This window comes from Flexivirga sp., from assembly GCF_051955415.1.
GTDB lineage: Bacteria > Actinomycetota > Actinomycetes > Actinomycetales > Dermatophilaceae > Flexivirga.
In genome coordinates this window covers 64,731-86,462 of the sequence record NZ_JBQCGS010000010.1, presented here as the reverse complement: position 1 = coordinate 86,462, position 21,732 = coordinate 64,731, and the positions used below count along the sequence as shown (strand labels likewise).

The following is a 21,732-nucleotide window of genomic DNA, read 5'->3' as shown; positions in this document are numbered from 1 at the left end:
TGGGTGTGTTCGTGTGCTGGCGCCGCCACCCGGCCGGGGGCCGGCAGCCGTCGCGGGCCACGGGTGCCACGGAATGGGCGCACGGACTGGTGTCCGCGGGGACCGCGCAGGACGCGTCGGGCGACGCGGGTCCGTCCGCGGGGAGCGCCGACCGCCCGTGACATAGGATCGGCGCGGCCGTGGTGAAGCCACCCGGTCGCATCGGTGAAGCGAAGGAGAAGAACGATCGAACTCGCGGTCGACCCGGTCGGGGCGGACGCCGACACCCCCGGGTTCGGCGTGGTGGTGCTGACCCAGGGCACCCGGCTGCCGGAGCTGCGCCGCGGACTGGAATCGTTGCTGCGCCAGACCGACGTGCGGCTGGACATCGTGGTCGTCGGCAACGGCTGGCAGCCGGTCGACCTGCCCCGCGGCGTCAAGGCGCTCGCGCTGCCGGAGAACCTCGGCATCCCCGCCGGCCGCAACGCCGGTGTCGATCAGGTGACCGGTGACCTGCTCTTCTTCCTCGACGACGACGCCTGGCTGTTGGACGACGACTTCCTGGCCAAGTGCGCCGCGGAGTTCCGCGCCGATCCGACGATCGGCATGATCCAGCCGCGCATCGAGGATCCTGCCGCCGGCGAACTGCCGACCCGTTGGATCCCGCGGTTGCGCAAGGGCAGCCCCTACCGGTCCTCCAACGTCTTCTCGGTCGTCGAGATGGCCGTCGCCATACGTCGTGAGGTGTTCGAGCAGACACTGCGCTGGCCCGCGCCGTTCTTCTACGCGCACGAGGGCATCGAGCTGGCGTGGCGGGTCTGGGGCGCCGGCAGCCGGACCGTCTACCTCGGACACCTGCGCGCCGGGCATCCGGTGATCGACCCGCGCCGGCACGACGACTACTTCACCAAGAACGCCCGCAACCGCGTCTGGCTCGCCCGGCGCAACCTGCCCTGGCCGGTGAGCTGGGGGTATGTCGGCAGCTGGACCGCCGTCCAGTTGGTCCGGTCCCGCAACGTTCGCGAGAGCCTGCGGCCGTGGTTCGCCGGCTGGCGCGAGGGCTGGACGCACGAGCCATGGGCTCCCGGCGAGCCGCGCCGCAAGCTGCCGTGGTCAGCCGTATGGCGGATGGCCCGCCACGGCCGCTGGCCGGTGATCTGAGTGGCGAACAGCGACAGTGGTGGAGGAAGCCTGTGAACGACCGAACCGCCGCCAGGCCGAGCATCGAAGAGCTGCGCGAGCGCTCCCAACCGGTGTCGGTCCGGGGTAGGCAGAACGCCGAGCACTGGTCCGGTGAGTACCTGCGGCACGGCTCGCTCTACCTGACCCGGCAACTGGTGCCGACACGCATCACCCCCAACGGAGTGACCGGGCTGATGATCCTGTCCGGTTGGTGCATCGCGCTCTCGCTGTTGGTCCCCGGCATCGTCGGAGCCCTGCTCGCGGTGTTCTTCGGCCAGTTGCAGATGTACCTCGACTGCGTCGACGGCGAGCTCGCGCGCTGGCGCCAACGGTTCAGCCCGGCGGGTGTCTTCCTGGACCGGACGGCGCACTACACGACCGAAGGGTTCCTCGGCCTGGCGTTCGGGCTGCGCGCAGCAGGCGTCTTCGGCGGCCAGACCGGCGCCACCGACACCTGGAAGTACGCCTTCCTCGGTGCGGTCCTGATGGGCGGCATCATGATGAACAAGGCGCTCAACGATTTCGTCCACGTGTCGCGGGCGTTCAGCGGTATCGACCGGCTGCCCGATACGGCGGCGGCCAAAGCGGTCTCCAGCGGCGGCCTGATCGGGCTGCTGCGCAGCGCCGCGCGGTTCCTGCCGTTCCACCGCATCTTCCACTCGGTGGAGCTGAGCCTGCTCGCCCTGGCCCTGTCGGTCGTCGGCATCATCACCGGCGACGGTGTGCAGGTGTTCCGCGTGACGGTGTGGGTGTTGGCACCTGTCGTCTGGGTCGTCGTGCTCGGCCACTTCGTCGCGATCCTGGCGTCCCCGCGGGTGAAGGCGCCGCAGCAAGCTGCCTGACGACGGAAAGGTTATGGTGCACGCCATGTATACGCTCCTCCTCCTCAACGGCGGTGTCGGCACACGCGTCGCCGCGGGGCAGCCGAAGCAGCTGATCCGGGTGAACCATCTGCCGGCGATGATCTACCCGTTGATCGCCGTGGACGACATTCCGGAGATCGACGAGATCGTGCTGAACTTCCCGCCGGGCTGGGAGGAGACGATGCACAAGCTGGTGGCCGACTACGCCATCAAGACGCCGATCACGTATGTCGAGGCGGGGGACACCCGGCACGCATCCGTGGCGGCGATGGTGGGGCACTGCTCGAACGACAAGGTGATTCTGCACGAGACGGCGCGTCCCTTGGCGACCAAGGGCGACTTCCAGGACCTCATCGCCGCCGAGCACGACAACGTGTCCTTCATGCTGGAGATCCCGTTCACCGTCGCACCGGTCGATCCGGACACCCGGCAGGTCACCGGATCGCTGGAACGCGCACGGCTGCGCAACGTCCAACTGCCCCAGAAGTTTCGTAAGGCCGATCTCGAGGCCGGCCACGCGTACGCCCGGGAGAAGAACCTCGTTTTCACCGAGGACGCGACGTTGTGCGCCGTTGCCGGGTGCGACGTCTACTACATCCCGGGTTCGGATCGTAATTTCAAGATCACCACCAAGACGGACGTGCGGGTCGCCGGCCATCTGCTGGCGGGGGACGACGGTGATGAGTAAGACGATCCTTATCAGTGGTGCCTCCAAAGGCATTGGCCTCGCGACCGCCGAACGCTTCTTTCGGGAGGACAACGACGTCACCGACTTCGTCCTGCTGGCACGCCGCTCGGCGGAGTTCACGGCCGCCGAGCGGGAGCTGCTCGCCGACAATCCGTTCGGTAAGAACGTCGCGTGCTACCAGATCGATCTGAACGATCGCCGCGCGATCGACCAGCTGATCCCGCGCATCGCACAGCGCCACGGCAACATCGATCTGTTGATCAACAACGCCGGCTACACCGCCCCCGATCCCATTCACGAGATCGACTTCGCTGACTTCGAGCGCACCATCGGCGTCAACCTCTACGCGCCGTTCTTGGTCGTCCAGGGCCTGCTCCACCTGGGCAACACCTTCGAGTACATCGTCAATGTGGCCTCGACCGCAGGCATCACCGGTCGGTCGGGGTGGCTCACCTACTCCAGTTCGAAGGCTGCGCTCATCGCGATGAGTCAGGTCATCAAGGAGGAACTGGCGATCTACGGCACGCGCGTGGTCACGATCTCCCCGGGTCGTTGTGCCACGGCGCTGCGCCGCAAGCTCGCCCCCGACGAGGATCCGGCGACCATCATGCAACCCGAGGACGTGGCGGAGGCGATTCGTGTGCTGACCAGCCCCGTGGGCCGTTACATCGACAGCGAGAACCTCGTCGTCCGCCTCTGACCGATAGGGGGCGCCCAGCTGCTGCGCCGATCCGATCGACAGTGCGGTTACCGGGGCGGACGGCTCCGCCACTGCGTCTCATGATGAGAGACGGAGAGTCCACGTTGTGAACACGACGCCCAGGGCGGTACTCTGGCCGGGCCTTGGAGGCCAGCGTCGTCCTCACAAGGTTCAGTGATCCCTTGGAACGACGCGTTCAGCGTCGTTCGCGACGACTGGACGGTGAGTTTCGTTGACGGCGCAGAGCAGTTTCTCCGCGATCCCGGCGGCGCAGGGTCTCTACGACCCGGCGCGCGAGCACGACGCGTGCGGTGTGGCGATGGTGGCCACCATGCGCGGCACGGCCGGGCACGACATCGTCGATCACGCGTTGACGGCGCTGCGCAACCTGGAGCATCGCGGTGCGACCGGCGCGGATCCCGCGGTCGGTGACGGCGCAGGCATCCTGACGCAGATCCCGGACGAATTCTTCCGCGCCGTCTGCGACTTCGAACTGCCGGCCAAGGGCGCGTATGCCGTCGGCATCGCCTTCCTACCGACCGACGCGCAGGAACAGTGGTACATCGGTGAGCGCTTCGCACAGCTGGCGGCCGAGGAGGGCCTGCGGGTGCTGGGCTGGCGCGACGTGCCGACCGATCCGTCGCTGGTCGGCGCACCGGCGCGCGCGGTCATGCCGGTCTTCCGGCAGGCGTTCGTGGCCGCCGCCGACGGCGACCTGCGCGGTCTGGACTTGGACCGCCGAACCTATGCATTGCGCAAGCGCATCGAGGCAGAGCGCGACATCTACTTCCCGTCGCTGTCGAGCCGGACCATCGTCTACAAGGGGATGTTGACGACCGGTCAACTGGAGCCGTTCTACCCGGATCTGTCGGATCGCCGCTTCACCACCGAGCTCGCGCTGGTGCATTCGCGCTTCTCGACCAACACGTTCCCCTCCTGGCCGCTGTCGCATCCCTACCGGCTGATCGCGCACAACGGCGAGATCAACACGGTGCGCGGCAACCGCAACTGGATGCGCGCTCGCGAATCCACTTTGCAGAGCGACGTCTTGGGTGGCGACATCGACCGGCTCTTCCCGATCTGCACCGACTCCGGGTCCGACTCCGCCAGCTTCGACGAGGTGCTGGAGCTGCTGCACCTGGGCGGGCGCACCCTGCCGCACGCCGTGCTGATGATGATCCCGGAGGCGTGGGAGAACCACGCCACGATGGACCCGGCGCGGCGGGCGTTCTACGAATACCACTCGGCGATCATGGAGCCGTGGGACGGCCCGGCCTGTGTCGCGTTCACCGACGGCACCCTCGTCGGCGCGGTGCTGGACCGCAACGGTCTGCGACCGGGTCGGTATGCCGTCACCGACGACGGTCTGGTGGTGCTGGCTTCCGAGGCGGGCGTCCTCGACCTCGACCCGGCGCACGTGGTCCGCAAGGGGCGGCTGCAACCGGGCCGGATGTTCCTGGTCGACACCGCGCAGGGCAGGTTGATCAGCGACGACGAGATCAAACGGGACCTGGCCGCCGAGCACCCCTACGAGGAGTGGCTGCACGCCGGCATCATCAAGTTGTCCGAGCGTCCCGAGCGCGAGCACGTCTGGCACACGCCGGCATCGGTGGTCCGGCGCCAGCAGACGTTCGGTTACACGCACGAGGAACTGCGCATCCTATTGACCCCGATGGCCGAAGCCGCGGCCGAGGCGTTGGGTTCGATGGGCACCGACACTCCGGTCGCGGTGCTGTCCGACCGGCCGCGGCTGCTCTTCGACTACTTCAGCCAGCTGTTCGCGCAGGTGACCAACCCGCCGCTGGACGCGATCCGTGAGGTGCTGGTCACCTCCTTGGGCACGTTGATGGGCCCCGAACACAATGCGCTGGAGGTCGGCCCCCAGCACGCCCGGCAGGTGGAGCTGGACTTCCCCGTCATCGACAACGACGAACTGGCGAAGCTGGTCAACCTGAACAACGGCGGCGACCTGCCTGGTTACCAGACCTATGTGATCCGCGGGACCTACCGGGTGGCCGGCGGCACCAGTGCGCTGCGGGCCCGGCTCAAGGGCATCTGCGCCGAGGTGTCCCAGGCGATCGCCGACGGGCACCGCTTCGTGGTGCTCTCGGACCGGGAGAGCACCGCCGCCTTCGCGCCGATCCCGTCCCTGCTGCTCACCGCGGCCGTGCACCACCACCTGGTGCGGGAACGGACCCGGACCCAGGTAGGTCTGCTGGTCGAGGCGGGCGACGTGCGCGAGGTGCATCATGTCGCGCTGCTCATCGGGTATGGCGCAGCCGCCGTGAACCCCTACTTGGCAATGGAATCCGTAGAGGACCTGGTGCGTCGCGGAGCCATCCAGGGCGTGACGCCGGAGCAGGCGGTCAAGAACCTCATCAAGGCACTCGGCAAGGGCGTGCTGAAGGTGATGTCCAAGATGGGCATCTCGACCGTCGCGTCATACCGCGGCGCCCAGGTGTTCGAGGCGCTCGGCCTGTCGCAGGAACTCATCGACGAATACTTCACCGGCACGGTGTCCCGCATCGGCGGGATCGGCCTCGACGAGATCGCCGAGGAGATCGCACAACGGCACCAGACGGCATACCCCAAGAACGGCCTGCACCAGTCGCACCGCACCCTCGAGACCGGCGGCGAGTACCAATGGCGCCGCGAGGGTGAGCCGCACCTGTTCGACCCCGAGACGGTCTTCCGGCTGCAGCACTCCACACGGGCGCGGCGCTACGACATCTTCAAGCAGTACACCCGACGTGTCGACGACCAGTCGCAGCGCCTGATGACCCTGCGCGGCTTGTTCTCCTTCAAGCAGACCCGGCCGAGCATTCCGATCGAGGAGGTCGAGCCGGTCAGCGCGATCGTCAAGCGCTTCTCGACCGGCGCGATGAGCTACGGCTCGATCAGCAAGGAAGCGCACGAGACTCTCGCGGTCGCCATGAACCGGCTCGGCGCGCGCTCCAACACCGGTGAAGGCGGCGAGGATGTGGACCGCCTGCTGGACCCGGAACGCCGCTCGTCGATCAAGCAGGTCGCGTCCGGCAGGTTCGGGGTGACCTCGGTCTATCTGACCGGAGCCGACGACATCCAGATCAAGATGGCGCAGGGTGCCAAGCCGGGGGAGGGCGGGCAGTTGCCCGGCCACAAGGTGTATCCGTGGGTGGCCAGCACCCGGCACTCCACGCCGGGTGTCGGCCTGATCTCGCCGCCGCCGCACCACGACATCTACTCGATCGAGGACCTGGCCCAGCTGATCCACGACCTGAAGAACGCCAACCCGGCCGCGCGGATCCACGTCAAGCTGGTCTCCGAGGTCGGTGTCGGCACGGTTGCGGCAGGTGTCTCCAAGGCGCATGCCGACGTGGTGCTGGTCTCCGGGCACGACGGCGGCACCGGTGCGGCGCCGCTGACCTCGCTGAAGCACGCGGGTGGGCCGTGGGAGCTGGGCCTGGCCGAGACACAGCAGACGTTGCTGCTCAACGGGTTGCGCGACCGGATCGTGGTGCAGACCGACGGCCAGCTGAAGACCGGACGCGATGTGATGATCGCGGCACTGCTCGGCGCGGAGGAGTACTGCTTCGCCAGTGCGCCCTTGGTGGTCAGCGGGTGCATCATGATGCGGGTCTGTCATCTGGACACCTGCCCGGTGGGTGTCGCGACCCAGAACCCGGAGCTGCGGCAGCGGTTCACCGGCAAGCCGGAGTTCGTCGAAACCTTCTTCGAGTACATCGCCGAGGAAGTCCGAGAACTCCTGGCACAACTGGGTTTCCGCACCTTGGACGAGGCGGTCGGCCAGGTCGGTCTGCTGGACACGGAACGCGCGGTCGGCCACTGGAAGGCCGCCGGCCTCGACCTGTCGCCGATCCTGGCCGACGTCGACCTGCCCGAGGGCACGCCCCGACGGCACGTGGTCGCACAGGACCACGGGCTGGCCAAGGCGCTCGACCAGCAGCTGATCACGATGAGCCACGACGCGCTGGAGGACAAGCTGCCGGTGCGTCTGGACCTGCCGATCGCCAACGTCAACCGGACGGTCGGCACCATGCTCGGACACGAGGTCACCAAGCGCTACCCGCAGGGTCTGCCGGACCAGACGATCGACGTCACGCTGACCGGCGCGGCGGGCCAGTCGCTGGGTGCGTTCCTGCCGGCAGGCATCACGCTGCGCCTCTTCGGCGAGGCGAACGACTATGTGGGCAAGGGACTTTCGGGTGGACGAGTGGTCGTGCGGCCACTGCACGACGCATCGCTGGTTGCGGAGCAGAACGTCGTCGCCGGCAACGTCATCGGGTATGGCGCCACCACCGGCGAGCTCTTCCTGCGCGGGATCGTCGGAGAGCGCTTCTGCGTGCGCAACTCCGGCGCGACCGCTGTCGTGGAGGGCGTGGGCGACCACGGCCTGGAGTACATGACCGGCGGCACGGTGCTGATCCTCGGCCCGACCGGCCGCAACCTGGGCGCCGGTATGTCGGGAGGTGTCGGCTACGTGCTGGATCTCGACGAGCAACTGGTCAATCCCGAGCTGGTCGACGTGAGCGGCTTGCGGGAGCAGGACCTCGCCGTGGTGCACGACCTGCTGGAAAAGCACCAGGAATGGACCGAATCAACCGTTGCCGCAAAGCTGTTGGCGCAGTGGCCGGTGTCTGCGGAGCGGTTCTCGCTGGTCCTGCCGCGCGCCTACCAGCAGGTGCTGGACGTGCGGGCCAGGGCAGCGGAGGAAGGACTCGATCCGGACGGCGATGTCGTCTGGGCGCGGATCATGGAGGTGTCCCGTGGCTGACCCACGCGGCTTTCTGAAGGTGCGGGAGCGCAGCCTCCCGGAGCGTCGGCCGGTCCCGGTGCGGATCAAGGACTGGCAGGAGGTCTACCAGGAGCAGCAGCTGGGCGATCTGCAACAGCAGGCGGGCCGCTGCATGGACTGCGGCATACCGTTCTGTCATCAGGGATGCCCCCTCGGCAACCTGATCCCGGAGTGGAACACCCTTGCCTGGCGCGGCGATTGGCCCGACGCGATCGACCGGTTGCACGCCACGAACAACTTCCCCGAGTTCACCGGCCGGTTGTGCCCCGCACCCTGCGAGACCGCCTGCGTGCTCGGCATCAGTCAGCCTGCGGTCACCATCAAGCAGGTCGAGGTGACCACCATCGAGCAGGCCTTCGCCGAGGGCACCGTGGAGCCGCAGCCGCCCGAGCGACTGACCGGCCGCACGGTCGCCGTCGTCGGGTCGGGGCCGGCCGGGTTGGCCGCGGCTCAGCAGCTGACGCGTGCCGGGCACACCGACGCCGTCTTCGAACGCGCAGACAAGCCAGGGGGATTGCTGCGTTACGGCATTCCCGAGTTCAAGATGGAGAAGGCTGTCGTCGACCGGCGGATCGAGCAGATGACCGCCGAGGGCACCCGGTTCCGGTGCAACACCGAGATCGGCAAGGACATCACCTGGGAGCAGCTGCGCGCTCGGTATGACGCCGTGGTCGTCGCCATCGGCGCCACGGTGCCACGTGACCTGCCGGTGCCGGGACGCGAGCTCGACGGATTCGTGCAGGCGATGGACTTCCTCCCGCCGGCCAACCGGGTCGCGCTGGGTGAGCACGTGACCGATCAGGTCACCGCCGAGGGCAAGCACGTCGTGGTCATCGGAGGCGGTGACACCGGAGCCGACTGCATCGGGACGTCGCTGCGCCAAGGGGCGAAGTCGGTGACCTCGCTGGAGATCATGGCTCGTCCCGGGGACGAGCGTTCGCCGCAGCACCCGTGGCCGACCTACCCGCTGATCTTCCGCGTCGCCAGCGCCCACGAGGAGGGTGGTGAACGGGTCTACGCGATCAGCACCAAGGAGGCGATCGGTGACGGCGCCGGCAACGTGCGCGCCCTGCGCGTCGCCGAGGTCCGTTCGGGCCCAGACGGTTTCGCAGAGGTCGAGGGTACCGAGCGGGAGATCGATGCCGACCTCGTGCTGCTGGCGATGGGCTTCCTCGGTCCACTGACCGAGAGCCTGGTGAGTGACCTCGGTGTCGAGCTCGACGAGCGGTCCAACGTCCGACGCGACGCCGACTTCATGTCCTCGGTTCCCGGGGTCTTCGTCGCCGGTGACGCCGGGCGCGGTCAGTCGCTGATCGTCTGGGCGATCGCCGAGGGACGCGCGGCCGCGCACGGCGTGGATGCGTTCCTGTCCGGAGGTCACTCCGACCTGCCGGCGCCGATCGCGCCGACCGACCGGCCGCTGACGGTCTGAGCTCCCGCGCGAGTAGATCGCTACTGTCGTCACTTTGTCGCGTGCGACAAGTTACTCATTCGTATGCCGGACGGTCTGCCGTACCCCGCGTGGGCGGGCCGTCCGGCTCACTAGGGTGGAGCCATGCGTCGAGCCAAGATCGTTGCCACCCTCGGACCCGCTACTGCCGCACCGGAGAAGGTCCGGGCTCTGGTCGATGCGGGGATGGACGTCGCACGACTGAACCTGTCCCACGGGGCCTACGCCGACCACGAGAAGGTCTACACGGCGATCCGGGCGGCATCGAACGATTCCGGTCGCGCCGTGTGCGTGATGTGCGACCTGCAAGGCCCGAAGATCCGCACCGGCACCTTCGCCGACGGTCCGATCACCTTGGCCAACGGCGACTCGTTCACGATCACGACCGAGGACGTCGAGGGCGACCAGCACCGGGTGTCCACGACGTACAAGGGATTGCCCGGTGACGTCGAGCCCGGCGACCTGTTGCTCATCGACGACGGCAAGGTGTGTCTGCGCGCCCGGGAGGTCACCGACACCGAGGTGCGTGCCGAGGTCGTCGAGGGCGGTGCGGTGTCCAACCACAAGGGCATCAACCTGCCCGGCGTCGCGGTGAGCGTGCCCGCGTTGTCGGAGAAGGATGAGGCGGACCTGCGCTGGGCGCTGCAGCTGGGTGCCGATGTCATCGCGCTGTCGTTCGTGCGTGACGCGGTCGACATCCGGCGCGCGCACGAGATCATGGACGAGGAAGGTCGTCGCGTCCCGGTGATCGCCAAGGTCGAGAAGCCCCAGGCGGTCGACAATCTGGACGCCATCATCGACGCGTTCGATGGCGTCATGGTGGCACGCGGCGACCTGGGCGTGGAGCTTCCGTTGGAGGAGGTTCCGCTCGTCCAGAAGCGTGCCATCGAGATCTGCCGGCGCAACGCCAAGCCGGTGATCGTCGCCACCCAGGTGCTGGAGTCGATGATCGACAACTCCCGGCCGACCCGGGCGGAGGCCAGCGACTGCGCCAACGCCGTGCTGGACGGCGCGGACGCGATCATGCTGTCGGGCGAGACCAGTGTCGGTGCCTGGCCGATCGAGGCGGTGCAGACGATGGCCCGCATCATCGACAGCACCGAGGAGCACGGCCTGGACCGGGTGGCGCCGCTGGGCACGCGCCCGCACACCAAGGGTGGTGCGGTCACCGCGGCGGCCGCGGAGGTCGGCGATCTGCTCGACGTGCGTTATCTGGTGACGTTCACCGAGTCCGGTGACTCGGCCAAGCGGATGGCGCGCATCCGCAGCGCCCGGCCCATGCTGGCCTTCACCCCCGAGCAGTCGACCCGCTCGCAACTGGCGATGGTGTGGGGCGTGGAGACCTACCTGGTGCCGCAGGTGAAGCACACCGATCAGATGGCCATGCAGGTCGACGAGACGTTGCTCGGCGAAGGACGGGCCACGGAGGGCGACCTGGTCGTGATCGTCGCGGGTTCGCCGCCCGGTATTCCCGGTTCCACCAACGCGTTGCGCGTCCACCGGATGGGCGACGCCCGCAACAAGACCGCCCCCGCGTACAACTGAGCCGGTACGCCGGTCGACCCCGGCCTCCGGTCTCCGGATCGGTCCGATTGGAGCGGCGCTCCATCTCTCCCGTATGCTGACCCAGCACTCTCGCCGGAGTGGTGGAACGGCAGACACGGAGCACTCAAAATGCTTTGCTCGCAAGGGCGTGCGGGTTCAAATCCCGCCTCCGGCACCAGCACATCCCCGTCGCGGGACCCCGGTCGAGCCGCACGCATATCGACACCACGGCGCCCTGGCCGGTGCGATGATCGCAGCGTCCGGTGGTTCCACCGATGAAGGGGGTGTCCCCGAGGTGCTCCACGTACCGCTGTTGCTGGCAGTGCCGACCATCGTCCTCGGCGCGTTGCTCGTCGCCTACTGCCTGATCGACATCGTCCGCACGCAGCAACCGCTCCTGCTGCGCAAGTGGCAGTGGGCGGTGGCAGTGCTCGTACTGGTGCCGCTCGGCGCGCTGGCCTACCTCGGCTTCGAGAAGCTGGGCATCGATCAGCCGTCGACCACTGCGCCGGAGGAACTGACCACCCAGCCCGGCGACAGCAGGTTGTTCCACCGGGACCGCTGAGCCGCGCCCTAGGCTGTGGACCGTCGATCATCCGCCGTCGATGATCCGCCGTCGATGATCCAGCTGCGTCAGGAGGTGCGTCCGCGATGTTGGCCACGACGTTGCCCACGACGTTACCCACAATGCTGCCCACGATGCTGCCTGCGACGGTCGCTGCCGAGCGCGGTCAAGGCTGGCTGCAGGTTGCAGAGTTGCTGCTGGCCTTCGTGTTGTCCGCCGTCGTCGGCCTCGAGCGGGAGATGCGCGGCAAGGCCGCCGGCCTGCGCACACAGACGATCGTCGGCACGTCGTCGGCACTGATCCTGCTGGTGAGCAAGTACGGATTCGGCGATGTCCTGGGTGATCACGTCGTGCTCGACCCGTCCCGCGTCGCCGCGCAGGTCGTGTCCGGCATCGGCTTCCTCGGCGCCGGCCTCATCATCACCAGGGGCGCCACCGTGCGCGGGTTGACCACTGCCGCGGCGGTCTGGGAGACGGCGGCGATCGGGATGGCGGCCGGCGCCGGATTGCCTTTGCTGGCAGTGCTGGTCACCGTGCTGCACTTCGTCGTGGTGCTCGGTTTCACGCCACTGACGTCGTGGCTCGGCGACCGAGGGCACGGTGAACGCCGCTACCTGGTCACGTATGCCGACGGGCGCGGCATCCTCCGGGACGTGCTGACGGCATGCTCGGCACGTCACTGGGTGGTCGGTTCCCTCTCGGTCGAGCGCGGCCGCAAGCCCTTCGGCGGCCCGGACGAGTGGGACGACACCGCCGTCGTGGCAGTCGGCGTCACGCTGTCGGGTCGCGGCCTGGATGAGGTGGTGCCCGCCCTCGGCCACATCGACGGTGTGATCCGCGTCGACCGCGACGACGCCGACGACGACTGAGCGCCTCGGCGGCGCCCGACCCCGCTGGTGTTTGATGGTCTGCATGGCTCTTTTCGGCAAGCGGCGGGACACCACCGGTGACGCGATCGAGGCGTTCTGGTCCTGGTGGAACGACGGCGGCTCCGGACAGGTCGCGATGGCGGACCCCGAGTCCGGCACGGCCGCCTTGCTGGACCCCCGCGTCCACGCCATCGACGGGGGACTGGCCTGGGAGATCGCGCCGGGCAGCGAGGCCGCGCACCTGCTGGTCGTCACCGCGGACGGCGACCCGGAGCTGCGGGCGACGGCACGCCGCTGGTTGGCGGCGGCGCCGGCCGCGGACTTCGTCTGGTCGTATGCCGACAGCCGGCAACCCGCGACCACGATCGGCGGCCGCCTACTGAAGTTCGACGGTCACGAGTTCGACCTCGGGCAGATCCAGGTCGGCGTGCGCCGCACTGGCAGCCGGGTCGACGTGACCGTCTATCACCCGCAGTTGGCGCAGGTCGCCGAGGAGCAGCGGCTCGGCGTGTGTTTCGTCGCGCTCGACACGGCGCTCGGTGAGGAGATGACCGAGACCTGGATCGGTGAGCTCCAGCCGGTCACCGTGCCGCCGCTGGACGGGTTCGGCCTGACCGGGCTGCGCGCGGTCGTGCGTGATCTACGCGAGGAGTTCACCGACGACGACGGTGGTCCCAAATGGATCTCGTTGCAGGGCACCGGTCCTCGCGGCCCGGTGACCGCTGGAGCGCAGGTGCCGCTGGCGGCGGCCTGGGCGCCGCAGCTGGACCAGCACATCGTCGTGGCGGTGCCCTACCGCGAGCGCGACGGCGACGGCCTGCCCAGCGAGGACATGGTCGCCGAGCTCGAACGGCTCAAGCGCCACGTCACCGACCGGCTGGAGGAGCAGGGCCGGGTCGTCGCCCACGAGTGCAGCGGCGGCCTGTGCCTCGTGCACGTTTATGCCGATGGCGCCACACCCGCGGCGGACCAGATCAAGGCGGCGGTCACCGGTTGGCCGGACGGCACCGTCAAGGTCAGCGTCGAATCCGACCCCGGCTGGGCCGGGGTCGCGCACCTGCGCGGCTGAGCCGCGCTCGACAGGTGACGCACGTCATACCTGAGCGCGTGCTTAGCTAAGGCCCGTGACGAACCAAGAAGTCGGCGCACGTGTCGTCGTCGCCGAGGATGAGGCGATCATCCGGCTCGACCTGGCCGAGATGCTGCGCGAAGCGGGCTACGACGTCGTCGCCGAGGTCGGCGACGGCCGTCAGGCGGTCGACCGCACCCGCGAGCTGCACCCCGATCTGGTGGTCATGGACGTCAAGATGCCGGTCCTGGACGGGATCAGTGCCGCCGACGAGATCGGTCGCGACGGCCTGGCACCGGTGGTGATGCTCACCGCCTTCTCCGACAAGGAACTGGTCGAGCGCGCCTCGGACGCGGGCGTGATGGCATACGTGCTGAAGCCGTTCACCATCGACGATCTGCAGCCGGCGATCACCGTGGCCCGGTCGCGCTGGGCCGAGCGCAAGGCGTTGGAGCACGAGGTCGCGGACCTGGGGACGCGGCTGGAGACCCGTAAACGGATGGACCGGGCCAAGGGCATCCTGATGACGCAACTCGGCCTGGACGAGCAGGAAGCATTCCGGTGGATCCAGAAGACCGCGATGGACCGTCGGCTCGGCATGCGCGAGGTGGCCGACGCCGTGATCGCCGGCACGGTCGACGGATCCACGGCCGACTCCTGACCGGCGCTCAACGTGGCGAAGTCGGACGTCCGTACACTCTCTTCAGCGGCCTCTCAGCCCGATGGGGGCAGCCTGTGAGCGAAGGCCGCACCAACAGGCGTAATCTGCGGCGTGCACGTGTGGCTCGGGGTCATTCGGCGGAGGTTCGATAGTGGCAAGGTCGGCGGTGCAGGTCGCCCGGATGACGTCCGGGAACGAAGAGGAGCTCGTCTCCTTGTGGCGTCAGGCGAAGCGGGCGGAGGGACACGGCGATGACCAGGTCGAGCGATCTCTGCGCGACGGGCGGCTGACCCGGGCCTGTGCACGATCGGACGTGCGGGTGTTCGTCGCCTCGATCGAGGACGAGCCGGTCGGCTTCTGCGTGGTCATGTCCGGTCCCATGTCGGCGCTGCAGGAAACCCTTGCGGTGTGGCTGGACGTCCTGTGGGTCAAGCCCGGCCGGCGTCAGCGCGGCGTGGCCGGTGCGTTGCTGGAGGTCGTGGCGTCATACGCCGAGCACCTCGGCGCCGCCGAGATCGTCTCCTGTGTGCCGTCCAACAGTCGTGATGCCAACCGCTTCTTCGCCCGCCTCGGGTTCGCCGCCGTCGTCACCGAGCGCAGCACCGCCCCGGCGGCGTTGCGCCGCCGGCTCGCCGGGCACGGCGCGTCGATCGTCAGCGATGCAGTGCGCCGGCGCAGGTCACTGCGTGCCCGGGCCAGGGCCCGTGACTGCGACCCGGTGCTGGTGCAGGCGCACTCCACATTGATCGACTGACGGAGGTCATTCCGCCTTCGGCGCGCTGTCCCGCAGCAGACAGGTGATCCGGCTGGTGCACAGCCGGCGGCCGTCCTCGTCAGTGATGACGACCTCGTATGACGCCAGGGTGCGACCCAGCGACAGCGGAGTGGCCGTGCCGGTGACCAGACCCGAGCGGACGCCCCGATGGTGCGTCGCATTGATGTCCAGGCCGACCGCGATCCGCCCCTCGCCGGCGTGCAGCGCCGCGCCGACCGAGCCCAGCGTCTCGGCGAGCACCACGCTCGCGCCGCCGTGCAGCAGGCCGTACGGCTGGTTGTTGCCCGCGACGGGCATGGTGGCGACGATCCGCTCCGGACTCGCTGCTACGAACACGATGCCCATCTTCTCGCCGAGTGTTCCGGCATTCATGTCGTTGAAGAGTCGCACCAGTTCGGGGGCTGCTGCCGGCCCCGTTGCGGGCGTGGGGGACTGCGCGGTGTTGTCGGTCATGCCCCCTAGGCTGCCAGGTGTGAAACGCCTCCTTCTCCTCGACGGTCACTCGCTCGCCTACCGCGCCTTCTACGCGTTGCCCGTCGAGAACTTCTCGACGACCACGGGCCAGCCGACCAACGCCGTCTACGGCTTCACCTCGATGCTGATCAACGTGTTGCGGGACGAGGAGCCCACCCACATCGGCGTCTGCTTCGACGTCTCCCGGCAGACCTTCCGCGCGGAGGAATACGCCGACTACAAGGCGGGCCGTGCCAAGACACCCGACGAGTTCAAGGGGCAGGTGTCGCTGGTCCACGAGGTCCTCGACGCGCTGCGGATCCGTTACGTCGAGATGTCCGGCTGGGAAGCCGACGACCTCATCGCCACCCTGTCGACCCAGGCCGAGGCGCAGGGCTTCGACGAAGTGCTGATCGTCTCCGGTGACCGTGACGCGATGCAGCTGGTCACCGACAAGGTCACCGTGCTCTACCCGGCCAAGGGCGTCTCCGACCTGTGGCGGATGACCCCTGCCAAGGTCCAGGAGCGTTACCTGGTCACCCCGGAGCGCTATCCCGACCTGGCTGCGCTGGTCGGTGAGAAGTCCGACAACCTGCCCGGCGTGCCGGGCGTCGGCGCCAAGACCGCCGCCAAGTGGCTCGGCCTGTATGGCGACCTGCCCGGCATCGTCGACCACGTCGGGGAGATCAAGGGCAAGGTCGGCGACTCGCTGCGCGAGCACCTGGACGGTGTGCTGCGCAATCGCCGGCTCAACCAACTGGTCCGCGACGTGTCCCTCGACGTGACCGTGGACGACCTGCAGCGACAGGTCTGGGACCGCGACCAGGTGCACCAGGTCTTCGACGGCCTGGAGTTCCGGGTGCTGCGCGAGCGGCTCTTCGCGACGCTCGAGGCGGCCGGTGACGAGGCCGAAGGTGTGGTCGAGGTCGAGGGTGCGGTGCTGGCTCCGGAGGAGGTCGCCGGCTGGGTGGCCGACAACCTGCGCTCGGGGGCGCGCGCGGGCGTGCACGTCGTCGGCGACTGGGCGCGTGGCAGCGGCGACGTGCGTGCGCTGGCCGTCGCGGTGGGGGACGAAGACGCCGGGCGGGCGGCATACCTCGATGTCACCGAGCTGACGCCGGCCGGTGAGAAGGCGGTGCGCGACTGGCTCGCCGATCCCGAGCAGCCCAAGGTCCTGCACGACGCCAAGGGCCCGCTGCAGGCGTTGCACGCGGCGGGCCTGCCGCTCGCCGGGCTGGTGAGCGACACCGCGCTGGCGGCATACCTCGTGCGACCGGACCAGCGGGCCTACGACCTGGCCGACCTGGTGCTGCGCTTCCTGCGCCGCGAGCTGCGCCCCGAGCAGGACAACCCGGCCCAGGGGATGCTCGACCTGGACGGTCACGACCACCAGGGCCAGGAGGCGATGGTGCAGGCACGGGCGGTGCTCGACCTGTCCGCCGCGCTGGACGCCCAGGTCGCCGACACCGGCGGCACCGACCTGCTGGCGGACCTGGAGCTGCCGCTGGTCGACCTGTTGGCGCAGATGGAACGCGTCGGTGTCCACGTCGACCCGCAACTGCTGGACCGGCTGGAGAGCGACTACGCCGACGCGCTGGACCGCGCCGCCGAGGATGCCTACGAGGCCGCGGCGGGGGAGCGGATCAACCTGGGCTCGCCCAAGCAGTTGCAGGTGCTGCTCTTCGACAAGCTGGGCATGCCCAAGACCAAGAAGACCAAGACCGGCTACACCACCGACGCCGACGCACTGACCGAGCTCTACGCCAAGACCGAGCACCCGTTCCTGGAAGCCTTGCTGCGGCACCGCGATGCGGCCCGGCTGCGGGTGACGGTCGAGGGGTTGACCAAGTCGATCGCCGACGACGGCCGGATCCACACCACCTATCAGCAGACGATCGCCGCCACCGGCCGGTTGTCCTCGACCGACCCCAACCTGCAGAACATCCCGATCCGCACCGAGGAGGGCCGGCGCATCCGCGAGGCCTTCGTCGTCGGCGAGGGATACGAGTCGCTGATGTCGGCCGACTACAGCCAGATCGAGATGCGCATCATGGCGCACCTGTCCGGTGACGAGGGCCTGATCGAGGCGTTCCGCACCGGTGAGGACCTGCACCGCTTCGTCGGCTCACGGGTGTTCGCGGTCGAGCCGCAGGACGTCACCGCCGAGATGCGGGCCAAGGTCAAGGCCATGTCCTACGGCCTGGCCTACGGCCTGTCGGCATACGGCTTGTCCAAGCAGCTGGCGATCAGCACCACCGAGGCTTCCACGCTGATGGAGGAATACTTCTCCCGGTTCGGTGGCGTGCGTGACTACCTGCGCGAGATCGTCGACGTGGCGCGCAAGACCGGCTACACCGAGACGATGCTCGGGCGCCGGCGCTACCTGCCGGACCTCACCTCCGACAACCGGCAGCGTCGTCAGGCTGCCGAGCGGATGGCGCTCAACGCGCCGATCCAGGGCTCCGCCGCCGACGTCATGAAACTGGCGATGCTGCACGTGAGCGCCGCGCTCGACACCGCCGCCGTCAAGTCACGCATGTTGCTGCAGGTCCACGACGAGCTCATCCTGGAGATCGCGCCGGGTGAGCGCGAGCAGGTCGAGGAGATCGTGCGCCGCGAGATGGGCAACGCCATCGCACTGGACGTGCCGCTCGACGTCAGCGTCGGCGTCGGCGACTCCTGGCACGCCGCCGCGCACTGACCCCGGGCGGTCCACTGGCGGTATGGCGTCGCAGGCTCAGTCGCGGTCGTCGTCCCAGTCGCGGCGCGGGCTCCGGCGTGGGCGCGGAGTCCGGACAACGTCCCGGTCGTCCCGGTCGTGCTTCCGGTCATCGTCCCGGTCGCGTGCCTCGCGGTCCCGCTCGTCGCGGTCCTCGCGGTCCTCGCGGTCGTCCTGACGACGGTCGCGCGGCTCGTCGTCCCAGCGGCGGTCCGCCGACCGTGGGCGGTCGGCATACGCCTCGGTGTGCCGCGCCCGACGCGTCTCGGTGCGCCGGTCGACACCGAACATCACCGCACCGAGCACGATCGTCAGGATGCCGATCGCGGCCGACGCGAGGGCGCGGTACTTCTCCACGTCGGTCACCCGGTAGCAGGTGCCCTTGGCGAACGTGCTGCTGGCCGGGTTGGCTGCCGTGCCGCAGCCGAAGACCGAGCCGCTGTCGGTGCGGACCCCCGTCACCGGCACGAAGTAGAAGTAGACGGCGGCGACGAGGAACGCCAGGCCGATGAGGATGCAGATCTTGGTGCCGGTGCGGGGGGTCATCACCGTGCGTGTCTCGAGGTCTTCGGGCATGAGCGGCATGTTACTCACCGGTCGGGTCCGCGCAGCGCGTCAGCGCGCCATCACCGTGGGAATCTTCACCCAGGCCCGCAGCTCCACGGCCTTGGAGCCGGTGCCGGACCGGCCGAGGTCGAGCGCCGTCCAGCCCGGCGGCCGGGGCGGGGACCACTTCCCGCCGGCCTTCCGCTCGGCGATGCGGACCGTGACCCGGGTCGGTGGGGCGTGGTCCACTTGCCATGGGTCGGTGTCCTCCGGCACGCTCCACGGGATCATGTAGTAGGCGTCGAATCCCCTTCTGCCCAGTTGGAAGCCGATCGCCGAATCGACACTGAGGGATGTGATGCCGCTGCCTTCGACGAGTACCGGGGTCGAGGGCCGGGCGTGCGAGCTCAGGTATGCCGTCACCACGGACGTCGCGTGCCGGGCGGTGTCCGCGGTGGCCCATGACGGCGCAGCGGCTGTGGCGGAGGCGGTGACCGCCAGCGCGACCGCGACGACGCCGCCCAGCGCGAGCCGCCATACCGCCGGCACCCGGCGCGCATGTTCGGCGAACCGGCCACGTGGCACCAGTTCGGTGGCGCGCACCAGCAGCGCGGCCACCCCGAACACGGCGAGGACCAGGGTGGGCAGCAACCAGTAACCGACCACGAAACCGGCCAGGTGCGTCAGGCCCCAGGCCTCGACGGGTATGACGACGAGAGCGAGACCGCATGCGAAGCTGCCGGCGGTGCGGGGGCGGCGGGTGCCCGCGAACGCCCCGAGCGCGAGCAGCAAGGCGCCGACGGCGCCGGCGACCACGGGCAGGCCGGCCTCGTCCGGCAGGTATGTGTTGTGGAAACGGCCGAATCCCAGCGGCGAGAGCCGGTCCAGGGTGTATGCCAGGGCGTGCGGCCACGAGAGGCCGGCGTCCGCGGACTCGGCGCGGTACTTCAGTAGTTGCTGCAGGTTGTTCGGCTGGTAGATCACCAGTTCCAGCAGCGACGGCACCCAGGCCACGAACGTCACCACGCCGGTGATCCGCCACAGCCGGAGCGCTCGGCGGTGACCCGGACCGGACATCCGCACGTGGCGCAGCCGCCGCGTCGCGGCGAGCAGGGCCAGCAACACGGTCAGGCCGCCGACGAAGGGCACGAAGGCCAGATTCGACTGCGCGACGAAGGACGCGGCGACCGCGTAGCACCACAGCACCGGCAGGTCGCCGTCGATCAGCGCCCACCCACAGACCAGCACGAGCAGCATCGGCAGGGTGGCGACATACACGTTCAACGGCCGCACCAGTTGCTGCGGACCGAGTGCCCACTCCAGCAGCAGCACCGCCAGCGTGACCGGCACGGCGGTCCGCAGGGCCCGCAGCCGGAATGCGACGACGATCGACCCGGCGGCCGCGACGGCGTTGCCGACAGCGACCGACAGCAGGATGCCGGCGCCGCTGAACCCGAAGAGTGCCGCGATCGGCGCGGCGAGGTAGTACTCCAGCGGCCCGAGGTGGTGGGTGGGCACGTTCGCCCCCTCGGTGAGGATGCTCGTGGAGCGCTGGCCCATCACCGGTGGCCGGCCACTGAGGACCGCGCGCATCCGGTCGGCGATCACCGCATCGTCGCCCTCGGGCGCCCAACCGTGCGCGACCGCCCGCAGGTAGGCGACGGCGAGGGGGATGAGTGCCACGATCACCAGCCAGGTCACCGGATGGCGCGCGGCGCACCGCAGCCGTCGCAGGACGGTTGCCGCCATGGCTCCACCTCGCAGTCGCCGGAACGTGCCGTGGCAGGTTACTCGTGCGTCGGTTACGTCATAATGCCGACCGTGAGTGTCGGGGCGATCGTGCTGGCCGGGGGAGCGGGCAGCCGGATGCGCCCGCTGACCGACGGCTGCCCCAAACCGTTGCTGCCGCTGGGCCCTGAGCCGCTGATCGGCTACCAGTTGCGTCGGCTGGCCGAGGTCGGGGTGCACGACGTGGTGATCTCCACCGGTTACCTGGCCGAGCAGTTCGACGCGCTGCTGAGCGATGGGTCGCCGTGGGGACTGCGGCTGCGGCACTGCGCCGAGCGCGAACCGCTGGGCACCGGCGGCGCGCTGCGTGCGGCGATCGACCTGCTGTCCGGGGTGGACCGCGTGGTGGTGCTCAACGGCGACCTGCTGTCCAGCCACGACTTGGCCGCTCAGCTCGATGCGGCGACGCCGTTCGCGCTGTGCCTGCACGTCCGGCGGGTCCCGGATGTCGCGCCATACGGCCACGTCACCTGCGACGCCCGAGCGCGGGTGCGGACCTTCGCCGAGACGACCGGGACCGGTGCGGGGCTGGTCAACGCCGGCACGTATGTCGTGCGCGCCGACCTGCTGCGCGCCCTGCCGGTCGGCCGGCATTCCTGGGAACGCGACGTGTTGCCGGGCCTGGTCGCCGAGGACAGCGACATCCTCGGCTGGACCGGAGACGGCTACTTCCGCGATGTGGGCAGCCCCACGGCATACCGGCTGGCGAGCGTGGACGCGGTGCTCGGTGCGCTGCCCGGTGCACTGACCGGCGATGGGTCGGCCCACCTCGCGCCCACCGCGCAGGTCGCACCGACCGCCCGGCTGACCGGCGGCTGCAGCGTGCACGCCGGCGCGAGGGTAGGGCCGGATGCGGTGCTGGACGCGTCGGTGGTCCTGCCCGGTGCCACGGTCGGCGCCGGTGCCCGGCTCACCAGGTGCGTGGTCGCGGCGGGCGCGATCGTTCCGGCCGCCGGCGACGTCGCAGACGCGGTGGTTGGCGCGGCCACCGCGGACTGATTACTCACAGGTAAGTTTCCGGCGTGCAGGCACGGCCCGGCCAGTATGCTTGCGCGAAGTCCCGACCCCGAGCGCCCGCAAAGACT

The 21,732-nt window shown here is 69.3% G+C and carries 17 protein-coding genes and 1 tRNA gene; 15 read left to right on the top strand and 3 right to left on the bottom strand.

Annotation, left to right across the window (positions count from 1 at the left end; all coding sequences use genetic code 11):
• Nucleotides 1–225: 225 nt before the first annotated feature.
• From ACTHL4_RS01510 to ACTHL4_RS01450, 13 genes are all read left to right on the top strand, one after another.
• The gene (locus ACTHL4_RS01510; protein WP_440280962.1) at nt 226–1,140 is read left to right on the top strand and encodes a glycosyltransferase family 2 protein; all 915 of its coding nucleotides are present in this window, start codon (nt 226–228) and stop codon (nt 1,138–1,140) included.
• 32 nt (nt 1,141–1,172) lie between these two features.
• Nucleotides 1,173–2,003: a CDP-alcohol phosphatidyltransferase family protein gene (locus ACTHL4_RS01505; RefSeq protein WP_440280958.1), complete on the top strand. Its 831-nt coding sequence runs from the start codon at nt 1,173–1,175 to the stop codon at nt 2,001–2,003.
• A gap of 25 nt (nt 2,004–2,028) precedes the next feature.
• Entirely contained in the window at nt 2,029–2,712 is a 684-nt protein-coding gene (locus ACTHL4_RS01500; protein ID WP_440280957.1) for an IspD/TarI family cytidylyltransferase, read from the top strand.
• Nucleotides 2,705–3,412 (top strand): SDR family NAD(P)-dependent oxidoreductase, encoded by a 708-nt coding sequence (locus ACTHL4_RS01495; RefSeq protein ID WP_440280956.1) that lies wholly within the window; start codon nt 2,705–2,707, stop codon nt 3,410–3,412. Before ACTHL4_RS01500 ends, ACTHL4_RS01495 begins: the two co-directional genes overlap by 8 nt.
• Before the next feature lie 232 nt (nt 3,413–3,644).
• Nucleotides 3,645–8,186, top strand: a complete 4,542-nt coding sequence (gene gltB / locus ACTHL4_RS01490) for a glutamate synthase large subunit (RefSeq protein WP_440280955.1) — start codon at nt 3,645–3,647, stop codon at nt 8,184–8,186.
• The gene (locus ACTHL4_RS01485) at nt 8,179–9,639 is read left to right on the top strand and encodes a glutamate synthase subunit beta (RefSeq protein ID WP_440280954.1); all 1,461 of its coding nucleotides are present in this window, start codon (nt 8,179–8,181) and stop codon (nt 9,637–9,639) included. The genes gltB and ACTHL4_RS01485 overlap by 8 nt, the downstream gene beginning before the upstream one ends.
• A 123-nt stretch (nt 9,640–9,762) precedes the next feature.
• Nucleotides 9,763–11,202, top strand: a complete 1,440-nt coding sequence (gene pyk, locus ACTHL4_RS01480; protein WP_440280953.1) for a pyruvate kinase — start codon at nt 9,763–9,765, stop codon at nt 11,200–11,202.
• A gap of 92 nt (nt 11,203–11,294) precedes the next feature.
• Nucleotides 11,295–11,380, top strand: a tRNA-Leu gene (locus ACTHL4_RS01475).
• Nucleotides 11,381–11,497: 117 nt separating this feature from the next.
• Complete coding sequence (locus ACTHL4_RS01470; RefSeq protein WP_440280952.1) at nt 11,498–11,767, top strand: hypothetical protein; 270 nt, start codon at nt 11,498–11,500, stop codon at nt 11,765–11,767.
• Between the two features lie 86 nt (nt 11,768–11,853).
• Entirely contained in the window at nt 11,854–12,636 is a 783-nt protein-coding gene (locus tag ACTHL4_RS01465) for an MgtC/SapB family protein (protein ID WP_440280951.1), read from the top strand.
• A 43-nt stretch (nt 12,637–12,679) separates the two neighbouring features.
• Nucleotides 12,680–13,705, top strand: a complete 1,026-nt coding sequence (locus tag ACTHL4_RS01460; RefSeq protein WP_440280950.1) for a DUF695 domain-containing protein — start codon at nt 12,680–12,682, stop codon at nt 13,703–13,705.
• A gap of 55 nt (nt 13,706–13,760) precedes the next feature.
• Complete coding sequence (locus ACTHL4_RS01455) at nt 13,761–14,366, top strand: ANTAR domain-containing response regulator (RefSeq protein WP_440280949.1); 606 nt, start codon at nt 13,761–13,763, stop codon at nt 14,364–14,366.
• 181 nt (nt 14,367–14,547) lie between these two features.
• Nucleotides 14,548–15,120 carry a GNAT family N-acetyltransferase gene (locus ACTHL4_RS01450; protein WP_440280948.1) on the top strand — a complete coding sequence of 191 codons (573 nt, stop codon included), beginning with the start codon at nt 14,548–14,550 and terminating at the stop codon, nt 15,118–15,120.
• Nucleotides 15,121–15,126: 6 nt separating this feature from the next.
• On the opposite strand, the gene ACTHL4_RS01445 is transcribed toward ACTHL4_RS01450, so the two are convergent.
• Nucleotides 15,127–15,594, bottom strand: coding sequence for a hotdog fold thioesterase (locus ACTHL4_RS01445; protein ID WP_440280947.1), 468 nt, complete (start codon nt 15,592–15,594; stop codon nt 15,127–15,129).
• Between the two features lie 19 nt (nt 15,595–15,613).
• On the opposite strand from ACTHL4_RS01445, the gene polA reads away from it, so the two are divergent.
• Nucleotides 15,614–18,295 carry a DNA polymerase I gene (gene polA / locus ACTHL4_RS01440; RefSeq protein WP_440280946.1) on the top strand — a complete coding sequence of 894 codons (2,682 nt, stop codon included), beginning with the start codon at nt 15,614–15,616 and terminating at the stop codon, nt 18,293–18,295.
• A 36-nt stretch (nt 18,296–18,331) separates the two neighbouring features.
• On the opposite strand, the gene ACTHL4_RS01435 is transcribed toward polA, so the two are convergent.
• Both ACTHL4_RS01435 and ACTHL4_RS01430 read right to left on the bottom strand, forming a co-directional pair.
• Complete coding sequence (locus ACTHL4_RS01435; RefSeq protein ID WP_440280945.1) at nt 18,332–18,889, bottom strand: hypothetical protein; 558 nt, start codon at nt 18,887–18,889, stop codon at nt 18,332–18,334.
• A 39-nt stretch (nt 18,890–18,928) separates the two neighbouring features.
• Entirely contained in the window at nt 18,929–20,608 is a 1,680-nt protein-coding gene (locus ACTHL4_RS01430; RefSeq protein WP_440280944.1) for a hypothetical protein, read from the bottom strand.
• Nucleotides 20,609–20,680: 72 nt separating this feature from the next.
• On the opposite strand from ACTHL4_RS01430, the gene ACTHL4_RS01425 reads away from it, so the two are divergent.
• Nucleotides 20,681–21,646: a sugar phosphate nucleotidyltransferase gene (locus ACTHL4_RS01425; RefSeq protein WP_440280943.1), complete on the top strand. Its 966-nt coding sequence runs from the start codon at nt 20,681–20,683 to the stop codon at nt 21,644–21,646.
• Nucleotides 21,647–21,732 lie beyond the last annotated feature (86 nt).